The following is a 19,328-nucleotide window of genomic DNA, read 5'->3' as shown; positions in this document are numbered from 1 at the left end:
CATCCTCACCTGTCCCAGATGTAGGGGCGAACGGCCGTTCGCCCCTACCGTTATCGCTAAAGGCAATATCTTCAACAACAGTCTCGGTATCAGTAACATCCTCTAGATCGTCAATCTCAATCTCTGCAACTGCACTATCATCCCCAGTCACATAAGCGATCAATTCCTGTCCTAAATCCGAATCGCGCCAATCTTTTGCGGTATCAATGACATCATCCAACTGTGCTGTTTTACCTGTTGCACCCTTGACGCGGAAAATCAGATCGTTATAATCTCCGTCAGATTTACCATCCACGCGCAAGTCTTCAAACACAAAAACATTGCCTTCTCCCGTCACATCGGCAATTTGTCCCATGTGAAAGCCATCGTCTGGGTTCGCAGTTGCAAGGGAAAATAGGGGACGGGTTGCACCACCAATAGCAGGATTATCTACCACTTGTTCTACTCTTCCTTTGGGAACGAGCATCATGGCGAAGCTATCTCCAGAGCGCATGTTGAAGGTTTTTATGCCTTGATATTCGCCAGAATTATGGTCAGCTTCTCCGAGTTCTCCGCTAAAGTGTGCGCCTTCACTTCGGTCTGAGATTACAATATGACCGAGTTCTGAGTTGGAGTTGGATCTTTTAGCTGCTTCGGCAATAAAATCCTCTGTATCGGGGTCATAGTCGTCCATTCCGTCTAAGCTAAAAATGGAGAGTTCACCCTTATATTTACCGCCATCAAAGAGGTAATCAATCTCTATTTCTCCTGTTTCTCCCACTACGAAGTAACCGGAGTCAAATTTGGGTTGAGAAATAACCTCTTCTGTTATCCCCAACTCAACGGGGGGTTCTCCATCAGTCTCTGTATCGGTTGCTAACTTAGCGCTTTCTTGCGTAATTTCCTCATCCCCTTCTGCCTCTGAATCAGAAATCAAGACCGGAATTTCCTCTGTTTTGACCGGTTCTAGGGATTCCTGCTCCGTTTTATTCTCAACTTCTACCTCTGAGTCAGACGTGAAGGTGGAATTATCTTCTGTTCGCGTAGGTTCTAAGGACTCTTCTCCTGTTTCTGCGTCTGGTTCTTCCTCTAATGCGTAAATAAACGGGATCTCTTCTAAATCTTCATCCGGGATTTCCGGTAAAGATGCGCTGTCGTTCACCGTATTATCTGATTGACCTTTAACTGAATCATTAACATCGTTATCGAAGTCTACTTCCGTATTTTCTACGGTACTGTCTTCTCCATCAGCATCAAAATCCAACCCTTCATCAAGGGAATCAACGATGCCAGAGGGAGTAAGAATGGGTTCCAATATGAAGGTTTTATGAGTTTCTGAGGCAGAATCAGTGGAAAACACGGGTTTAAAGAGGAAATCAAACCAGCTCATAGGACACCTGGGTGAGTAGCAGAAGGAATAAGTTTAAAAGTATCACCATTTTTTCTGAGTAATATGAAGATTCGATGAAGTTATCCGTATTTTTGATGAAGTTTTTGTAAAGTTATCATCTTCAAATTTCTGACCTAGATCTCAGAAAAATCAGGTCATTTTTATGCAAAATCCCGAAAATTGTAATAAATCTTAATATAAAATGGGGACAAAGAATCCCGATTCAAACGCTAGGGAAGAAGGCGCTCCTAACTACTGAATACAGAAGAGTAGGGGCGAAACTGTTTTCGCCCCTACTGATATTAACTATTCAACTATCGGGTTTTTATCGATCAGGCTTGCTGTTGCACTAAGCGGGCGATTTCTGCCTTATCGAGTAAGCCAACTAAAATGCCGTTCTCGCGCACCACTGGCAGTTCAGACAATTGAGTTTGTTCCAACAGTTGCACCACTTCCAAAAGGTTTTGATCCGATTGGATAATTTCTGAACTTGGTGTGGGTTTGACTAAGGCTTGAACGGTGGTTTCAGGCCATTCGGAGGTGGGAACCGATCGCATATCATCAATGCTGACCGTTCCTAACAGATGTCCTTCCTCATCAATCACCAGGAACTTTTTCCATTGCTTTTGACCAATCACATAATTATTGGCAAACTCGCGCAGGGAGAGATTAGACGTAACGACAGGACTTTCAGCATGAACCGCGTCTTCGGCCTTCAAGTGAGCGAGAATATCTTGGATGGTCGCCGACTGAGCAGAACGACCAGCATTTTGCAGGAGGAACCAACCGATTAAGAGCGTCCAAATACTACCGGGAATGGGGAAGCCAAACAGAACCACTTGAATATCTAAGACTGACAGGGCCCCGATCGCCACCGCAAACCAACCGATCAGTTGTCCTACGCGACTAGCAAACACTACGCCTCGGTTCGGGTTTCCGGTAATTTTCCACACCAGAGCTTTGAGAATATTGCCGCCATCGAGGGGTAAACCGGGAATCAGGTTAAACAGCCCTAAAACCAGGTTAATGTAGGCCAGAAGTCCGATAATGGCAGCTAAGGGGCCGCTAATGGGGGTAAAAACCGCGATCGCTGTAAACAGACCACAGAGAATCAAACTCACCGCAGGGCCGGCGATCGCCACCCAAAAGGCTTCCGCAGGAGTTTTCGATTCTTTCTCTAAACTTGCCAGTCCTCCAAACAGAAATAAGGTAATCGAATTCACCCCAATCCCCTGACGAATAGCAACTAGACTATGGCCGAGTTCGTGTGCCAACACGGAAGAAAAGAGCAACAGAGCAGCGCCTAACCCTAAAATCCAGGGTAAGACTGAACCCAGTTGGGGAAAACTAGCACTCAAGTTGGTTCCATAGCTCAAGGTCACTAAACCAAGAACCAGAAACCAGGACGGATTAAGATAAAAGGGAATGCCAAAAAGACTGCCCACGCGAATATTGCCGTTCATAAAACACCTCTGAATCTAAGATTGCATCATATCGGGGGAGGGGTGCGCCTCGCTCTCTCCATTGTAATGAGCGGCTTTTTGAGGGGTAAGGGCATTTTAGGGGGATTATCCGTCCTTGAATGGTTCGGGTAGGGAATGGGGAATGGGGAATGGGGAATAGGGAATGGGGAATAGGGAATGGGGAATCTCCGCGCTTCCCCATCTTTGCCCTCTCTATGTTTCTTGTCTGGATCGGCTTATCTTCGGCATAATAGAAGGGAGCAAATGCTTTTCCACCTCCATCCTCACCAAATCTGCTCAATGATTGGATTGTCATTACCCTATAAGACCCTATAAGTGAAGCCTAAGTTAAGATGATGTCTGGTTCTTCTGCACCTATCTCCCGTTCCTATCGCCAAGAGGATCTACAACAGATTTTGCAACTGGCGATCGCCCGCCAAAATCATATAGAAGAGTTTTCCTATGAGCAGTTAGTAGAAATTGCCACAGAATTAGACATTTCTACTGAAGAACTCAAAGCTGCTGAACAAGAATGGATCGAACAAAAAGGGAAACTTGAGTATCGTAAAGAGTTTGATATCCAGCGCTATCAAACCCTCAAAAAGGATGCGGGAAAATATATCATTGCCAATAGTTTTCTGGTCGTTATTAATTTAGTCAGTGTGGGCACATTGTCCTGGTCTATTTATGTGCTTCTCATTTGGGGATTGCTCCTCGGTTTGAAAACCTGGAATACTTACCAGATGACCGATGCCGAGTATGAACAAGAGTTTCAGAAATGGTATAATCGCAATCAAATAAAGGAAGCTGCTCAGAAAACCTGGCAGAAATTAAGTCAAGTTCTCTGGAAATCTCAGGAAAGGCAATAGGCAATAGGCAGTAGGCAGTAGGCAGTAGGCAGTAGGCAATAGAAAAAAGTTTACCCATTACCTAGGACTCGCCCTATTTTATTTCAAGTCTAATAACCCTTTTTCTTTCAACTTCGGATTAAACCGAAATGAGTCCTGAATCTTTCGAGGCTCTAAACGCGCTAATATTTCCTCTTGAACTCGACGAGCGACATTTTTCAACAGTTTCATTTGTCCTAATTCATCACTGGTTTCATAGGCTGCCTTTTCCTCATCGGTCATTGACACTTTCGCATCAATGGGATCAGTCCATTGACTGAACTGTTCCCCATTTCCCAAGGGAGTTGAGCCATTTTCAGCAATCCAAGCTTCTTTGATTTGTTCGAGTTGACTGCGGTTGGGCTTCTCAATACCATAGGCTTTAACCCAATAACAGGCTTGGGGTTGCCGCACCATATGTTGCTTCAGGCTTAGATAAATATCCCGTGAATAATAAACCAGTTGTAACGTTTTATTTTCATCAAAAATAGCATAGACTCCGATTTGTTTAGAGAATTGTTCGGGAAATTTCCCCTGGTCATCAATGTAGGGAATATACTCTAAGTTTGCCAGAGGGCAGATTTCAAGGGGGGAAGACATAAAGAAAGGAGGGTTAATCACATCACGACTTTTATTTATATCATGGTGACTTCACTGATTACAAGAGCAATCTATGCAACAAAATAAACGGAAAACAATAGGATAAAATAGAGGGGAAACGTAAAGACCCCAAGCCAATGAAAACTCTTACCCCCCTTGAGTCTCTTTATAAAAACCTAGAACATCTACTGGTAGCCCAACAGTGGGAAGAAGCAGACGAAGAAACGGGTAGGATACTCTTGCAACTGAGCGATCGCACTTCAGAAGGCTACATTAACAAACGCCATGCTCTGGCACTCCCTACCTCAGAGCTACAACAGATCGATCGCCTGTGGAGAGAACATAGCCACAGTCATTTCGGTTTTAGCATCCAACAGCAGATCTGGAACCTCAGCCATCAGAACTATGCTGAATTTGGGGAAAAAGTGGGGTGGCGATCGCGTCAGCAATGCGGAGCATTATCGCAAGAAGTCTGGTTAAATTATGATCAATTAACCTTTAGCCTTGAGGCTCCCTTGGGGCACTTACCCGTCGCCAAACTGCTGATTCCCGTGGGAGATCAGCCCTGTTTCTCCTTTGTCCTCGGCACATGGAGAATCGCCCTACTATCGCGCCGAGACCTGTAAAATAAACCCTATGGCAGATCAACCCTTTCAATCCCAGATTCCTTCCTGTGCATGGCAACGCCCCCTCGGTTTGGGGTGGGATAATCCTTACACGGTGCGTTATACGTCCAATTTAGATGATGGCCCTTGGCATGGAATGCCCCTCGGTGGGTTTGGTGCAGGGTGTATCGGGCGATCGCCCAGGGGAGAGTTTAACCTCTGGCATATTGACGGGGGAGAACATATCTTCAAAACCCTACCCGCCTGTCAGTTTAGCGTCTTTGAACAAACCTCAGACGGGCGCAGCAAAACCTATGCCCTCAGTACCCAACCCCCCACAGATGGAACTCTGAGCCGTTGGCAATGGTATCCCCCCACCAGTGCCATCCAACAAACGGGAACCTATAGCGCCCTCTATCCCCAAAGCTGGTATCACTACGAAGGGGTTTACAATGCCCAACTCCTATGCGAACAATTTTCGCCCATTATTCCCCACAACTACCAAGAAACCAGCTATCCCCTGGCCATCTTTGAATGGACGGCCCATAACCCCACGGATAAGCCCCTCACTCTGAGTATTATGCTCACCTGGGAAAATACGGTGGGTTGGTTTACTAATGCCATCAAAACCCCGGAAATTACAGTTCGGGATGATGGTTCGCCGGTTTACGAGTATCAACCCCAATGGGGAGAAAGCACGGATAACTATAACCGGTGGATTGAAAATAACTTTCGGGTGGGCTGCTTGATGAGTCGGTTGAGTACCCATGAGATCCCGGAAGAAGGGGAGGGGCAATGGGCGATCGCCACTATTGCACACCCGGCCGTCGAAGTCTTTTACCATACCCGTTGGAACCCTACCAGTAATGGGGATGCCGTTTGGTCGCCCTTTGCCAGCGATGGCTCCTTGTCAGACTCAGAAGATGAAAGTCCAGCCGCATCTGGGGAACGCCTCGCCTGTGCGATCGCCGTCCGCTTTACCCTCAGACCCGGAAAAACCCGAAAAATACCCTTTATCCTGGCTTGGGACTTTCCCGTAACCCAGTTTGGCTATACTCAAGCGGGGAGTGACTTTTCTGGCCAACTGCCCTCAACGGGCGAAGAACCCGCCGGTCAACCGATTAGCTACTATCGCCGCTATACCGACTTCTTCGGGCGCAATGGCAAAAATGCCTGGTCAATGGTACGCACGGCTCTGAAACATTCGGATACTTGGAAAGAGGCGATTAACGAATGGCGCAAACCCATTTTAGGCGATCGCGGATTTCCCGAATCCCTGAAAATGGCCCTGTTTAACGAACTCTACCTACTCACCGATGGCGGAACCCTGTGGACAGCAGGCACAGAAAACGACCCCATTGGTCAATTTGGGGTACTCGAATGCCTAGACTATCGCTGGTATGAAAGCCTAGATGTGCGGCTCTATGGGGGCTTTGCCTTAACCCAACTCTGGCCGAAACTGGAAAAAGCAGTAATGTTAGCCTTCGCTCGCGCCATTCCCCAGGGAGACAATACCCCCCGAACGATTGGTTACAACCAAGCCCAAGCCGTGCGTAAAATTGCCAGCGCCACCCCCCACGATCTAGGCGCTCCCAATGAACATCCCTGGGACAAAACTAATTACACCAGCTATCAGGACTGCAACCTGTGGAAAGACTTGGGCTGTGATTTTGTGCTGCAAGTCTATCGGTATTTTCTCTGGACAGGAGCCGAGGATCTGGAGTTTTTGCAGGACTGCTGGTTAGCCATTGTGGAAACCCTCGACTATCTAAAAACCTTTGATATTGATGGGGATGGCATTCCCGAAAACTCAGGAGCGCCCGATCAAACCTTTGATGATTGGCAACTGAAGGGCATTAGCGCCTATTGTGGGGGATTATGGTTAGCCGCGCTCGAAGGGGCGATCGCGATCGGACAACGGCTGCAAGCGGCTCAAACCTCCGCCGATCTTGACGCTCAGATTGAACAATGGTCAGGCTGGTTAACGCAGTCCAAGCCCCTGTATCAAAAAACGCTGTGGAATGGAACCTACTATAACCTCGATAGCCAAAGCGGATCGCAAGTCGTGATGGCCGATCAGCTCTGCGGTCAATTTTACGCCCAGTTATTAAACTTACCCTCTATTGTGCCAGAAGACTGCACCCAGACCACCCTACAAACCATCTATCACACCTGTTTTACCCTCTTTAACCAGACCCAAAACCCGGATCAAGCCGCTCTCGGTGTAGCCAATGGTGTGAACCCCGATGGCTCACCCGAAAACCCCAATGCCACCCATCCCCTGGAAATTTGGACAGGAATTAACTTCGGATTAGCCGCATTTATGTTACAACAAGGAATGAAAGCCGAAGCTTTTGCGATCGCCGAAGCCGTGGTTCATCAAATTTATACCCATGGTTTGCAATTTCGCACCCCAGAAGCCATTACCGCAGCCGGAACCTTTCGCGCCAGTCATTATCTGCGAGCTATGGCCATTTGGGGACTTTACCACGTTTCCGCAAGCGGACATGAATGGGTAATGGGGCATCAACAGACTTCTTTCTGAAGTCAGGCAAAAGGCAAAAGGCAATAGGCAATAGGCAATAGGCAATAGTCATTCTGTATCAGGATCGCTGCTTATTATTCATTGTCTGTCCGCGCAAGGGATCGAATCATGGGATCGAAACGAATGCTTAACTATTGGATTGGGGTATGAAAAAACTATATCTAATTGCCTGTTTAATTCTGGGATTTCTGGTAGTAACCATCTGGCCCAGTTGGGGAATAATCGTCGATCGACCCCTTACGTCAGGGGTACAAGTTGCCCAGCCCCTTGAGCATCGGCTCAAAGCTGAAGAATCATCGGAGTCTAAATCCCCTAAATCTTTTGCAGATTTGATTTCTGAAACGCAGAAAGAAGAAGGCTTATTTACGCTCTATAAAACCGAAAATAATGAGAATATTTATTTAGAAATTGCCCCCGAACAACTGAACCGAAATTTCTTGTGCGTGATGACCCTATCGAGTGGCATTGGCGAAGGGTTTTTACTCAATGGAATGCCCATCGGGGAGATATTATTTCAATTGCGTCATGTGCAAGACCGAGTGCAATTTGTGGTTCCCCAAACTAATTTTCGCACCGATCCTGGCGATCCCTTAGCGCGATCGCTCCAGGAAGGTTTTAGCGATTCGGTTCTCTATTCCTTAGAGATTAAAAGCACTCATCCCGAACGGAAGTCCTTACTCATTGATGCCACCAATCTGGTGATGGGAGAAGGGGATCTCAGTGGCTTATCCACGTTTTTGCCCTATTTGCTCGATGGAGCCTATTCGGTCTCCCCTGATAGTTCCTATATTACGGAAGTGGAAAATTTTCCCGAAAATGTGGAAATTGAAGCTCTCTATGGCTTTAGGGGCCTAGGCCTAAATATAAGCAGCTTGCCTGATAGCCGCGCCTTTAATTTAGCGGTGCATTATAGTTTTTCCCAATTGCCCACCCATGACTATCGCCCTCGATTAGCGGATGAGCGAGTGGGTTATTTTTTAACAGCCTATAAGGATTTTGGCAATAGCGATCGCCGCGACCCCTTTGTGCGCTACATTAATCGCTGGAATCTGCAACCGGGAAAACCCTTAGTCTTTTGGATCGAAAATACCGTTCCCCTAGAATATCGCGAGGCGGTAAAAGAAGGCATCCTCATGTGGAATGAAGCCTTTGCCCAAGCGGGATTACCCCAGGCGATCGAAGTGCGACAAATGCCCGATAATGCGGACTGGACTCCGGCGGATATTCGCTACAATGTGGTGCGCTGGTCGAGTTCCTTTGAACCCATGTTTTATGGCATTGGCCCTTCTCGAACCAACCCCCTAACTGGGGAAATTTTAGATGCGGATATTTTGATTGATGCCAATGTGGTGCGATTGATCAAAGGCCAATATCAAACCCTGGTTAATCCTGACGCAGGGGGGGGACAACAACAGAGTTTATTGCAAACCTTTTGCCAAGATACCCTGGAAAACAGTTATTTACGTGGGGTTGACCTGTCGGAAGAGTCGGAAGCGAAAAAAGATCGCCTGTCTGGGTTTCCTTTAGCAAAATCTCTGTTAGACCGAGATGTGTGTTTTGCCAAAGAGTTTAACCGACAATTGGCGATCGGGGCAACGTCCCTATCTTTGGTTAACAATGTGTTGCCCAGTAGCGCAGAAATGGAGAATTATGTGCAGCAATTTATCCGTTTTTTGGTTGCCCATGAAGTGGGTCATACCCTAGGATTACGGCATAATTTCCATGGCAGCACCCTCCTGAGTCCGGAAGAATTACAAAACCCGGAGATTACCCGCACCCTCGGCATGGTGGGGTCGGTGATGGATTATGTATCGCCCAATTTAGCGCCCCCCGGCAAACCCCAAGGGGATTATTTCCCAATGAAATTAGGGCCCTATGATGTTTGGGCGATCGAATATGGATATAAACCCCTGAATGCGGTTTCTCCAGAAGCAGAATTGCGGCAATTGCGCCAAATTGCCCAACGAGCAGCCGAACCGGAATTAGCCTATGGTACGGATGAGGATTTTCTCAGTGGTCTCGATCCGGCGGTGAATATTTTTGATATGAGTAACGATCCTCTCACCTATGCCCAATGGCAGTTTGAAAATGCCCAAGCCATGTGGTCTCGACTGAATCGGCGATCGCCAGCTCCGGGGGAAAGCTTCAGTGAAATGCGGGAACTGTTTGATACCGTATTTATGTACTATTTCCGCAATGCCATCAATTTACCCCTCTATGTGGGAGGACAATCGTTTAATCGCCATTATGCCGGCGATCCCAATGGGGGTCTGCCCTTTCAACCCCTGTCAGCCGAGAAGCAACGAGCGGCGTTAGGGGCGATTAATGAATATGTGTTTTCCGCAGAAGCGTTTGAATTTTCACCCCAGTTGCTGAACCAATTAGCCCCCTCTCGTTGGTCTCATTGGGGGGCATTCCCGGATTTGTTTGAGTTGGATTATCCGATTAGCGATCGCCTATTATTCTTACAAAAGGTGGTTTTGCGCTCTCTCTTATCTCCCACCCGTCTTTCTCGCTTGCAAGATCTGGAGCTAAAAACCGATGCCACAGAAGAAGTATTTAGGTTACCGGAACTGTTCACCACGATTCAAGGGAGCATTTGGACAGAAGTCATCGATGGAGACATCGCTAACCTATCGAGCGTCCGTCGCGCTCTGCAACGGGAATATGTGGAAGTCTTGAGCAAGATCAGCTTACGACAAGTTAGAGTTCCCGAAGATGCAGTTACCCTAGCTTGGTACAACCTGCGGGAATTAGAAGATCGCATTGACCAAACCTTGCGCCGACGGGGAAGAGGCTTAGATACCTATACTAAAGCCCATTTAGAAAAAACCCGCGATCGCATTGCTAAGGTTCTTGATGCTCCCCTAGAGTCCAAGTCAATTCCCAATTAAACTGGGTCAGCCCATTTCGGACTTCATCCGACATACAGCCCAAATTGTAGTTCCATGAAACCCCTACAGGATTAGCACTCCGAGAGGGACTTTTCCCCCTTCTCCCGCGGGAGAAGGGGGCAGGGGGATGAGGGGCAGCCATTACATAACTCATTTAGGTTTACTATATAGCTAGTCTAAATGAGTTGTGCAACAGGAAATGCCCTCTCCCTAATCCCTCTCCCACGGGAGAGGGACTTCTAGGGGGATGAGGGGCAGCCATTACATAACTCATTTAGGTTTACTATATATTAGCGATCGATCGCCAAAAACTCAGTGAAAGCAGCAACCACACCATCCTCTTCAATCGAGGGGGCAATCCAATCCGCAATTGTTTGAACTGGGGCAGGAGCATTACCCATAGCAATGCCAATACCTGCATACTTAAGCATTTCTAAATCATTAAAATTATCGCCGATCGCCATCACATTTTCCGGTTTCAATCCCAAGATCGTTTCTACTAAGTATTGAACCGCAAACCCCTTATTAGCTAAGGGATGGGTGATCTCGAAAAATGTGGGTGTAGATTTAGTAAAATGCAGTTGGTCTTGAGTAAATGTGGTACATAAATCCGCCGCAAGCTGGTCAATAAACTCTAGATTCTCACTCAGAGCTAAAATTTTAGTCGGTTCTACTTTCAGCAAGTCTCTTAAGTCTTCTACGACTCGAACCGGTGCAGAGGTGCGCTCTAGATACTTGCGAGTATCTTCTCCCATGTCTCGCACATATAAACAATCATCAATATAGAAATGAATGGTCACTTTATCCCGATAGGGAGGATTCTCTAAAGCGTCGAGAATTTGCCCAGCTAAAGGAATAGGGACAGGCAAATGTTGATGAACTTTATTCGTTTTTGGGTCTTGAATTAAGGCTCCATTATAGCAAATTAGGGGTAACAGAGCGCCGATCGCCTCATAAAAGCGTAGAGCCGAGCAAAACATACGCCCTGTCGCCACTGCTACCGGGATTCCCTGCTTTTTCACTTTGGCGATCGCCTCTATGACCGGTTGACGAACTTGATTGGAGAGGCCATTAATCGTGCCATCAATATCTAAGACTACAAGTTTGATGTTTTGGCAATTACCCATTACCCATTACCTATGACCCCATCTAGCTTAATTGAACCACAACTTGATGATTGAGCAAAGTTTGATTCGTGAGCAAATCTTCAACCGTAATCCTCAAAAATCGCTCCCCATCGACTTCAAATAACACTCTAATGCGATCTGTCCCAGGACTACCGGGAGGATTTAAGTTGGCAATAGTACGGGCGCTTTCTGTATCATTGAGGGGAGTTACCGATCGCTTATCGCCACTCAAAATGCGGGTAATCAGGCGATCGCCATCAAAATAGATTTCCGTTCCTCCCCTTTCTGCACCCAACTCTCCTAAAACCAACTCAATTTTCGGTTGATTTTCCCCAGAAGCTCCTAACATTAACTCAATCGGTTTTGACATGGGATAGGGCTGTCCTTCTGGTATAATTGGATGCCAACTATGAGATTTCGTGCGTCGATTCCAATAGCGAATCCCATAACTATGATAGAGGAAATCTTTCAACTCAATCCCCTGAACCAATTGCAGCGCACCTTGAGCGATCGCTTCAAACGGTTTATCACAGCGCACCCTTTTTTCTTCAAAATAGCCCTTAATCCAATCTTGCACCGCCGGAATTTGACAAGTTCCGCCCACCAATAACACAGAATCTATTTGGGATTTATCCACCCCTTCACGGGTTGCCTGTTGCAGCACTTGATCCATAATCGTATCAAGCTGACTAAAAAAATTACGGTCTTCTAGAATCGATTGAAACTGTTTACGAGTTAGTTTTAAATCATAGCTCTCTAAAGAATCTCGATCAAAATAAACTTCTGTTGCTGTGGTACGAGACGATAACTGAATTTTCAATTTTTCCGCTAATCGGGTTAACGAGATAGATTGAATTAAGCCATACTGGGCAATCAATTCATCTGTAATCCAATGGTCTAAATCCGAACCCCCTAAATTTAAACCCGCTTTAGCAATTACCCGCGCTGTCCTCACCTGTTGACCCGATTTTTCCCCAAAAGACTTTTCCCCCCATTTAAGCACAAACCCTAGGGGACTCGCGGCTTTCGTTTCACTTTTTACCCCATCGAGATTCAGTTGTACTAAAGAAAAATCTAAGGTTCCGCCGCCGAAATCTACCACTAAAATTAAATCTCGATCCCCCACACCATAGCCCAATGCTGCGGCTGTGGGTTCATCAATAATTCTCACCTTATCCACTGACCAAGCTTGGCACACTTTCCCTAACCAGTGACGATAAGTTTCAAAACTATCAACTGGCACAGTCACAATCAGGGATTCTTCCAGATTAATTTGCTTGAGTAAATTATTCAGAAACCACGTGCCAACTTGTTCAAACTGAATCGTTACCCCATCGAGTTGGGGTAAAAACCCCTGAATCGGTGTGCCAATCCCACGCTTAAAATGGCTAAAAAATCGTGTATCTTGAGCGAGATCGAGGCCGCGATCGCGCACCGGTTGCCCAATAATCACTTGCCCTAACTCGGCATTTTCTACATAAACCAAACTAGGAATCAAGGGCGGATTGGGAGCCTGTTGCAAGGCATATCCAGGAACCTTGACCGTTTCTGGGCTTTGAGTTACTGGATTCCAACGGGTAATAACCGTGTTAGACGTGCCAAAATCGATTGCGATCGCCATAAGAGATGAAAAATGATACAGTTAAAAAAAATTTGTTATTAAATATCAGCAGTCAAATTCTACCAAATTAGAGGGTAAAAAAGTGAAAAAACGAGTCACCCTGACCTTTGCCCAGCGTTGGGTAAGAACGCCAGTTACCTACCGTCTAGCCAAAGATTTTAATGTCGCTGCCAATATTATTCGCGCTCAAGTGGCCCCCAATCAAGTCGGAAAGCTGGTTTTAGAACTCTCTGGGGATATCGATCAACTCGAAGATTGCATAGAATGGATGCGATCGCAGAATATCCAAGTCTCTCAAGCGACGAGCGAGATTGTCGTCAATGAAGAAACTTGTGTTGATTGTGGACTCTGTACCGGAGTTTGTCCAACCCAAGCTCTCACCCTCGATCCACAGACCTTTAAGCTTACCTTTATGCGATCGCGCTGTGTCGTCTGCGAACAATGCATCCCCACTTGTCCCGTACAGGCGATTTCAACCACTCTTTAGATTCATCAAGATTATTGTTTCTCCCAAATCACTTTACAATATTGAAGAGATCCCTCTTTAGGATCAAAAACAAACGGCATCAGCAATCCAGCAATTGTATTAATCATTAAATATTTCGGTAATACAGTAATTAACAGTTTACCTCGCCAATAAGATTGAATGACTTTAAGAGCTGATAACTGAAGTTTTAATAGATTGGGTCGGATCGCTAGGGATAAATCTTCATAGTCTAATTCTTTGAGTCCTAACTCTTCTGCTGATTTTTGCCAATGTTCAACGGAAGAAAATCCATTTTGAACGCTCATGGATACCTCAGTGAGTTGAGTAGCTCTTTGGAGATCAGTCGTTCTCTGTTCAAATCCACTCCGACGGAATCCATCAAACACAATAATCCTGCCTCCAGGAGGTAAGACTTCAGTACATTCTTGTAAAACTCTATGGGGTTCAGGGGAGTGACATAAACATTCAACGCCAAAAACAATATCAAAAGACTCGCTGGCAAAATCAAGCTGATTAAAATTTCCCCGTTGTATCTTTAAGTTTCTGTATGAATTCGCCTTTCGAGCAGCAATTTTTACATGAAGAGGGGTTAGATCAATTCCAGTAAACTCTACATCTGGATAGTTCCGAGCTAAAAACAGACTATTAAATCCTTTGCCACATCCAAGCTCTAAAATATTCCTAGCCCCAATTTTCTCAATTTGTTCACCAACAATTTTAGGTTGCGTATAATAGCCTTGTGAATCAAACCGATCCTCAAAATTCAAAGCCATATGAATGGCATCTTCGCCAGAGTGAACATAACGATATCCCCATTCACTTCCGCTATAATAGGGGATCACATCATCGTTTGAAAGTTTGTTCAAAAGGCGATCGCAGTCAAATAACCGATCGATTGCGGCTAAAGCTTTTTTTAACGTCAATTCATCCACTTGTTGATCGACGGGTTGGCTTAAACCAGATGTTAGAAGCTTAAAAACGACTTTTTTTAACATTGACTTCATCTATAGGTCATCACAGTATACCCTTACCAAAATTAAAGTCAAGGTACAGAATTTATTATTGAGCTTCCTGTGAAAAAAATCTTGAAGTTTAGGATCGGCAATTCTAGAGCCTTAACCAGCTAGAGAGGTAGGAATTAAATGGATTTTACCTCGCTGTACAGCTCGCAATAAACGGTTCACCGACTTGCGTTCGTGAGGTTGTAGTTGAGAATAGCTAGAAGCGAGTTGGAGAGTATGATAGTCAGTAGAAGAGACTACACCTGTTGCACCTACTGCGCCAAAAATTTCGGAAATGCGGTCAGATAGCTTTTCTGTTGGAGATAACATAGTTTTGGTAATCAACTCATCTTATATCCCTATTGTTGCTCCCTTTGGTTAAACATGGGGTGACAACCCCCACACCAATCTTGTGATTTACGTTAGGTATTTGAGTGAGTTGAAAGGGAGCAAGCTAGAGGCACAGGGCAAAAGCAAGGCCAGAAAGGGATTTTAGCCTATTGCTCTGGGTCTGGAGCGTCTTTGAATCCCTGTGTCCCCATTTAAGATCCGTTTACAATGAGCAGAATTTAACCGATATGATCCGATAATACGGGGGTTAGGGTTTAAGTGCTGTTTCAGGTCAATTATGTTAAGTCGTGTAGCAGATTCAATCTATTGGCTCAATCGTTATGTGGAGCGGGCGGAAAATACGGCTCGGTTTATTGATGCTAATTTGACGTTGATTTTGGATTCTCCCGTAGGGGTTGCTCATCAGTGGGAACCGTTGGTGATTACTACAGGCGATCGCCAGGTGTTTTGGGAGCGCTATGGTGAGGCAAGTAAGGAGAATGTGCGCCATTTTCTCACGTTTGATGCGAAAAACCCCAATTCGATTTTGTCTTGTTTGTGGATGGCTCGTGAGAATGCCCGATCGATTCGAGAGGTGATTTCTTCGGAGATGTGGCAGCAAATTAATGAATTCTATTATATGGTTAAGGATACTTCACCGGATGGGTCAATGGTGGAGTTATCGGATTTTTATAATGAAGTGAAGCGCTGTAGCCATTTGTTTTCGGGCTTGATGGATGCTACCATGTCCCATAATGAGGGATGGCATTTTGGCTTGATTGGCCGGTTGTTAGAACGAGCAGATAAGACTTCGCGGATTTTGGATGTAAAGTATTTTATTTTGTTGCCTTCGGCTGAGGATGTGGGCACAACTCTAGATGAAATTCATTGGATTGCTTTATTAAAGTCTGCTAGTGCGTATGAGATGTATCGTAAACAGATGGATCGTCACCAAATTACTCCTATGGGAGTCGCGGGCTTTTTGCTGCTCGATCGCGATTTTCCCCGTGCGGTACGCTCTTGTCTGTTTCGCTCGGAGCAGTCGCTTCATAGAATTAATGGTACAGCGCCAGCTACCTGGAGCGATCCGGCCGAACGGGCCCTCGGTCGGTTGCGATCGGAGTTGGAGTATATCACGATTGAGGATATTATTCAACAAGGATTACATGAATTTGTGGATCATTTACAACAACAGTTGAATTTTGTGGGCGAGCAGCTTTATCAAACCTATTTTTGTTTAGAGTCTGTGTGTTAAATCAAAGACGTTGAAAAGGGTACACTATGCGCTATAAAATTGTCCACACGACTCGTTATACCTATAGTGAGTTTGTGGCCCTGAGTCCCCATTGGCTGCGGCTGCGATCGCGATCGGATGGCCAACAAAGCTTGCATCACTTTCAGCTAGAGATCGATCCCCCTCCCACAGGTTGTTCCTCTGTCCTAGATGCGGAGGGGAATGTACTGGAAAAAATTTGGTTCGACCGTCAGGAACTCAAAGCGCTGAAGATTACTGCTATTTCGGAAGTCCAAACCCATTGTACCAACCCCTTTAATTATCTCTTAGAGCCTTGGGCGATTCAGTTTCCGATTGATTATCCTTCGAGTCTACTGGCTCGTTTATCCCCCTATTTTGCTCCCAGAACCTTACCCAGTCCGGTCGATCCGAGGGTTTATGCTTGGGCGGTAGACATTGCCGATCGCGTTCATTATCAAATTACGCCGTTTTTGAGTGCGATTAATCAGGACATTTATGAACGGTGCGATTATTATATTCGCGATACCGGCGATCCGTTTCCTCCAGGCATTACATGGGAGCAAAAAGGGGGAACTTGTCGAGATTATGCGGTCTTATTTATGGAAGCTTGTCGGGCCATGGGGTTAGCTGCGCGGTTTGTCAGTGGCTATCAAGAGGGCGATCGCGATACTACAGACCGTCACCTCCATGCTTGGGTAGAAGTGTATCTTCCTGGAGCCGGATGGCGGGGTTATGACCCCACCCTCGGCCTCGCGGTCAGCAATGGCCATATCGCCGTCGCAGCCAGTGCCATCCCCCAAAATACGGCTCCGGTTTCTGGCACACTGCGGCGCTCCCAAGTACAGAGCAAAATGGACTTTGATTTGGCGATCGCATTTCTAGATTAATCCGTACTTAAATCCGTTTCATCCCCCTGGGCATAATACTCCCAATCAATATTGGGAATACTTTCCACCGCATGGTTCAGGGCAACCTCCCAAGTTTTGCGAAGTTTGCCTAAATAAGGGTCTCTCAGGGGTAGCTCAAGCTGGTGGCGAATGACCAAACTATCGGTTTCGTACATCACCAGGTTAATGGGCGGCCCTACGGAAATATTGGATTTCATGGTAGAATCAATAGATAGGATAGCCGCTTTCGCCGCCACATCTACCGGAGTGTCAAAGTGGAGAGTGCGATCGAGAATCGGCTTACCATACTTCGTTTCCCCAATCTGTAAAAACGGAGTTTCCGGAGTCGCTTGAATCGAATTCCCTTGGGTGTAAATCAGATAAAGCTCCGGGTCTTCTCCCTGAATTTGCCCCCCCACCAAAAAGTTACAATGGTAATCAATGCCATCTTTTTCTAACCAAGCTCGGTCTTGCTCTAGCAGTTGCCGGACTTTGCTGCCTACATAGCGGGCAATTTCGTGAAACGTGGGCAGAGAATGCAAGTTAACGTCCTGCTGCACTTTAATATCTTTCTTCAAACTAGAGATCACCGCTTGAGTGACAGAGAGATTCCCGGAAGTACAAAGGATAATCACTCGTTCTTCAGGTAGGGAGAAATCAAACAACTTACGATAAGTGGAAATATAGTCCACTCCCGCATTGGTTCGCGAGTCTGCCGCCAGCACAAGCCCCGAACGGGTGATAATACCAAGACAATAGGTCATAGAAGCCAGATAACAACACCTTACTGATTGTACGGAATTTAGGGAATCTAGTAGGGCTGAGGTGTATCTTTACCTATTGAGTTGATAAGGAAAAGGGTATGAATGCCCTAAAAACTACTGCCTTAATCTTCACAGGTGCTTGCCTGGGTCTCTGTTTGACTGCCTCTAAAACGTCAGCGCTTCAATTTCACTTTCAATCTCCCGATGGTCGGACGAGTGCGGATCTTTCCTTCGATCCGGCTCGATTAATGCCAAAAGGGTCTTGGGGTTCAGTGACCGTTTATGAAACTTCTATGGAAGCACAGGTGATACAACCTGTTTATCCTTCTAATCTCTACTCTAGTTTTCCAGCTCTGATCGCTGAGTATACCAATTCTGTATGGGAGATCAAAACCACTTGGATTACTCATTGGTATTCACAACCCTTGTCTACAAGTTCTTGGTCACAACCGATTGTATTTGCTAATGCCTCTTTATCGATCCAGTTACGATGTGCCTTGGATTTACGCTCTTGTGCGGGGGCTTCTGGAACGATGAATATGTATGCTTCTAGCAGTCATTTATTGTTGTACGATGGCCCGATACAACTGACGAGTATTTCTGAGCCTTTAGCACCCATTCCTCAGCCTTCACCAACTCCAATACCAACTCCAACTCCCGTAACCACTCCGGAGAGTCCAACTTCAGTTCCTGAGCCTTCTACTGTATTCGGCTTGTTGTTGTTCGGGAGTTGGGGGTGGTTGAAGTATCGGAGAAGTTAAATTCAAAGAGAGTTAAGGCGATCGCCTCTTCATACAATTGAGTTAGAGTCACAATTAGCACCTCATCATCTCGATCGGCTTCTTGGTTTTGCCGCGTGGCTAAAATAGTTAAAAGATTATAGACCAATCTTATCACATTCCCTCGCCATCGGTTAGTTTGGGGTAGGCTCTGCAATTCTTGAATAGCTTGTTGTTGCACTGTTCCTCTGCCTAGAAGTCTTAACCATAAGGTTTCTGGAGTTCTCCGCAATTGATGGATAACGATGATGGCACTTTTATACAGATCGCCTAAATAATAGACTCCTGGAGGGCCGTTTTCTGCCTCCTTTGCACGAGCATTATCTAGCAAATTCTTGGATGCGGTTGGCGTTAATATCCACAGTCTAGGTAGATCGGTTTCCCTAAGTTTTCTGCTCTCTTGATCCCGTTCCCATTTGGCTTGCACCATGAATAATTTCAACAGACAAGTACGAATCTCATTGGCAGTTATGGGATTACGAAAGGGTTCAAAGAGTGCTGGAGTCGCTATTAGTTGTCCCAATAATCCGAGTTCCCTGACATCGAGATCGCAAGAGGAGGGAGTAAACCAAACATCGACCTCGCGCACTTCTGAGGCAATCTTTTTGCTCGTTTCTACTGTTCCGAACCGGGAGAGTAGTTCACTGAGGTAATCTTTGGCGAATTGATCGTGAATGAATCGAGTCACAATGGGCAGTTGAGCAACGAAATAAT

The 19,328-nt window shown here is 45.9% G+C and carries 17 protein-coding genes; 8 read left to right on the top strand and 9 right to left on the bottom strand.

The genetic code is table 11. The annotated features are described in order from the left end of the window. The coding region (locus PMG25_RS23390; RefSeq protein WP_283769316.1) for a DUF4114 domain-containing protein at positions 1-1,369 on the bottom strand (1,369 nt) is incomplete at its 3' end. A gap of 332 nt (positions 1,370-1,701) precedes the next feature. After that, on the bottom strand, positions 1,702-2,832 hold the full coding sequence (locus PMG25_RS23385; RefSeq protein WP_283769315.1) for a site-2 protease family protein: 1,131 nt from the start codon (positions 2,830-2,832) through the stop codon (positions 1,702-1,704). A gap of 353 nt (positions 2,833-3,185) precedes the next feature. Between PMG25_RS23385 and PMG25_RS23380 the strand changes: the two genes are divergently transcribed. Then, positions 3,186-3,701, top strand: a complete 516-nt coding sequence (locus PMG25_RS23380; RefSeq protein WP_283769314.1) for a 2TM domain-containing protein — start codon at positions 3,186-3,188, stop codon at positions 3,699-3,701. Between the two features lie 78 nt (positions 3,702-3,779). Here the strand turns inward: PMG25_RS23380 and PMG25_RS23375 are convergent, their stop codons facing one another. Beyond that, complete coding sequence (locus PMG25_RS23375) at positions 3,780-4,319, bottom strand: GIY-YIG nuclease family protein (protein WP_283769313.1); 540 nt, start codon at positions 4,317-4,319, stop codon at positions 3,780-3,782. Positions 4,320-4,456: 137 nt separating this feature from the next. Between PMG25_RS23375 and PMG25_RS23370 the strand changes: the two genes are divergently transcribed. The 3 genes from PMG25_RS23370 (at position 4,457) to PMG25_RS23360 (ending at position 10,363) form a co-directional block, all read left to right on the top strand. Continuing rightward, on the top strand, positions 4,457-4,945 hold the full coding sequence (locus tag PMG25_RS23370) for a GUN4 domain-containing protein (RefSeq protein WP_283769312.1): 489 nt from the start codon (positions 4,457-4,459) through the stop codon (positions 4,943-4,945). Positions 4,946-4,955: 10 nt separating this feature from the next. Further along, positions 4,956-7,469: a GH116 family glycosyl hydrolase gene (locus tag PMG25_RS23365; protein WP_283769311.1), complete on the top strand. Its 2,514-nt coding sequence runs from the start codon at positions 4,956-4,958 to the stop codon at positions 7,467-7,469. A gap of 146 nt (positions 7,470-7,615) precedes the next feature. After that, entirely contained in the window at positions 7,616-10,363 is a 2,748-nt protein-coding gene (locus tag PMG25_RS23360; protein WP_283769310.1) for a zinc-dependent metalloprotease, read from the top strand. Positions 10,364-10,653: 290 nt separating this feature from the next. Here the strand turns inward: PMG25_RS23360 and PMG25_RS23355 are convergent, their stop codons facing one another. Next, positions 10,654-11,490: a Cof-type HAD-IIB family hydrolase gene (locus tag PMG25_RS23355; RefSeq protein ID WP_283769309.1), complete on the bottom strand. Its 837-nt coding sequence runs from the start codon at positions 11,488-11,490 to the stop codon at positions 10,654-10,656. A 22-nt stretch (positions 11,491-11,512) separates the two neighbouring features. After that, positions 11,513-13,111, bottom strand: coding sequence for an Hsp70 family protein (locus tag PMG25_RS23350; RefSeq protein ID WP_283769308.1), 1,599 nt, complete (start codon positions 13,109-13,111; stop codon positions 11,513-11,515). Positions 13,112-13,193: 82 nt separating this feature from the next. Here PMG25_RS23350 and PMG25_RS23345 point away from each other — a divergent pair, with 82 nt between their 5' ends. Beyond that, positions 13,194-13,598, top strand: coding sequence for an NIL domain-containing protein (locus tag PMG25_RS23345; protein WP_283769307.1), 405 nt, complete (start codon positions 13,194-13,196; stop codon positions 13,596-13,598). An 11-nt stretch (positions 13,599-13,609) separates the two neighbouring features. Here the strand turns inward: PMG25_RS23345 and PMG25_RS23340 are convergent, their stop codons facing one another. Both PMG25_RS23340 and PMG25_RS23335 read right to left on the bottom strand, forming a co-directional pair. Beyond that, positions 13,610-14,593, bottom strand: coding sequence for a class I SAM-dependent methyltransferase (locus tag PMG25_RS23340; RefSeq protein WP_283769306.1), 984 nt, complete (start codon positions 14,591-14,593; stop codon positions 13,610-13,612). A 120-nt stretch (positions 14,594-14,713) separates the two neighbouring features. Next, on the bottom strand, positions 14,714-14,929 hold the full coding sequence (locus PMG25_RS23335) for a hypothetical protein (protein ID WP_283769305.1): 216 nt from the start codon (positions 14,927-14,929) through the stop codon (positions 14,714-14,716). A 298-nt stretch (positions 14,930-15,227) separates the two neighbouring features. Between PMG25_RS23335 and PMG25_RS23330 the strand changes: the two genes are divergently transcribed. Both PMG25_RS23330 and PMG25_RS23325 read left to right on the top strand, forming a co-directional pair. Further along, on the top strand, positions 15,228-16,184 hold the full coding sequence (locus PMG25_RS23330) for an alpha-E domain-containing protein (RefSeq protein WP_283769304.1): 957 nt from the start codon (positions 15,228-15,230) through the stop codon (positions 16,182-16,184). A gap of 26 nt (positions 16,185-16,210) precedes the next feature. Beyond that, positions 16,211-17,071, top strand: a complete 861-nt coding sequence (locus tag PMG25_RS23325) for a transglutaminase family protein (RefSeq protein ID WP_283769303.1) — start codon at positions 16,211-16,213, stop codon at positions 17,069-17,071. On the opposite strand, the gene PMG25_RS23320 is transcribed toward PMG25_RS23325, so the two are convergent. Further along, entirely contained in the window at positions 17,068-17,835 is a 768-nt protein-coding gene (locus PMG25_RS23320) for a proteasome-type protease (RefSeq protein WP_283769302.1), read from the bottom strand. The genes PMG25_RS23325 and PMG25_RS23320 overlap by 4 nt on opposite strands. A gap of 98 nt (positions 17,836-17,933) precedes the next feature. Here PMG25_RS23320 and PMG25_RS23315 point away from each other — a divergent pair, with 98 nt between their 5' ends. After that, on the top strand, positions 17,934-18,596 hold the full coding sequence (locus tag PMG25_RS23315; RefSeq protein ID WP_283769301.1) for a PEP-CTERM sorting domain-containing protein: 663 nt from the start codon (positions 17,934-17,936) through the stop codon (positions 18,594-18,596). Here PMG25_RS23315 and PMG25_RS23310 read toward each other — a convergent pair. Then, on the bottom strand, positions 18,535-19,302 hold the full coding sequence (locus PMG25_RS23310; protein WP_283769300.1) for a hypothetical protein: 768 nt from the start codon (positions 19,300-19,302) through the stop codon (positions 18,535-18,537). The two genes, PMG25_RS23315 and PMG25_RS23310, sit on opposite strands and share 62 nt — an antisense overlap. Positions 19,303-19,328: the final 26 nt, after the last annotated feature.

The sequence above is a fragment of the Roseofilum capinflatum BLCC-M114 genome (assembly GCF_030068505.1).
Taxonomy (GTDB): Bacteria; Cyanobacteriota; Cyanobacteriia; order Cyanobacteriales; family Desertifilaceae; genus Roseofilum; species Roseofilum capinflatum.
Note: the sequence above shows the minus strand (reverse complement) of the source record. Positions and strands in the feature narration are given on the sequence as shown.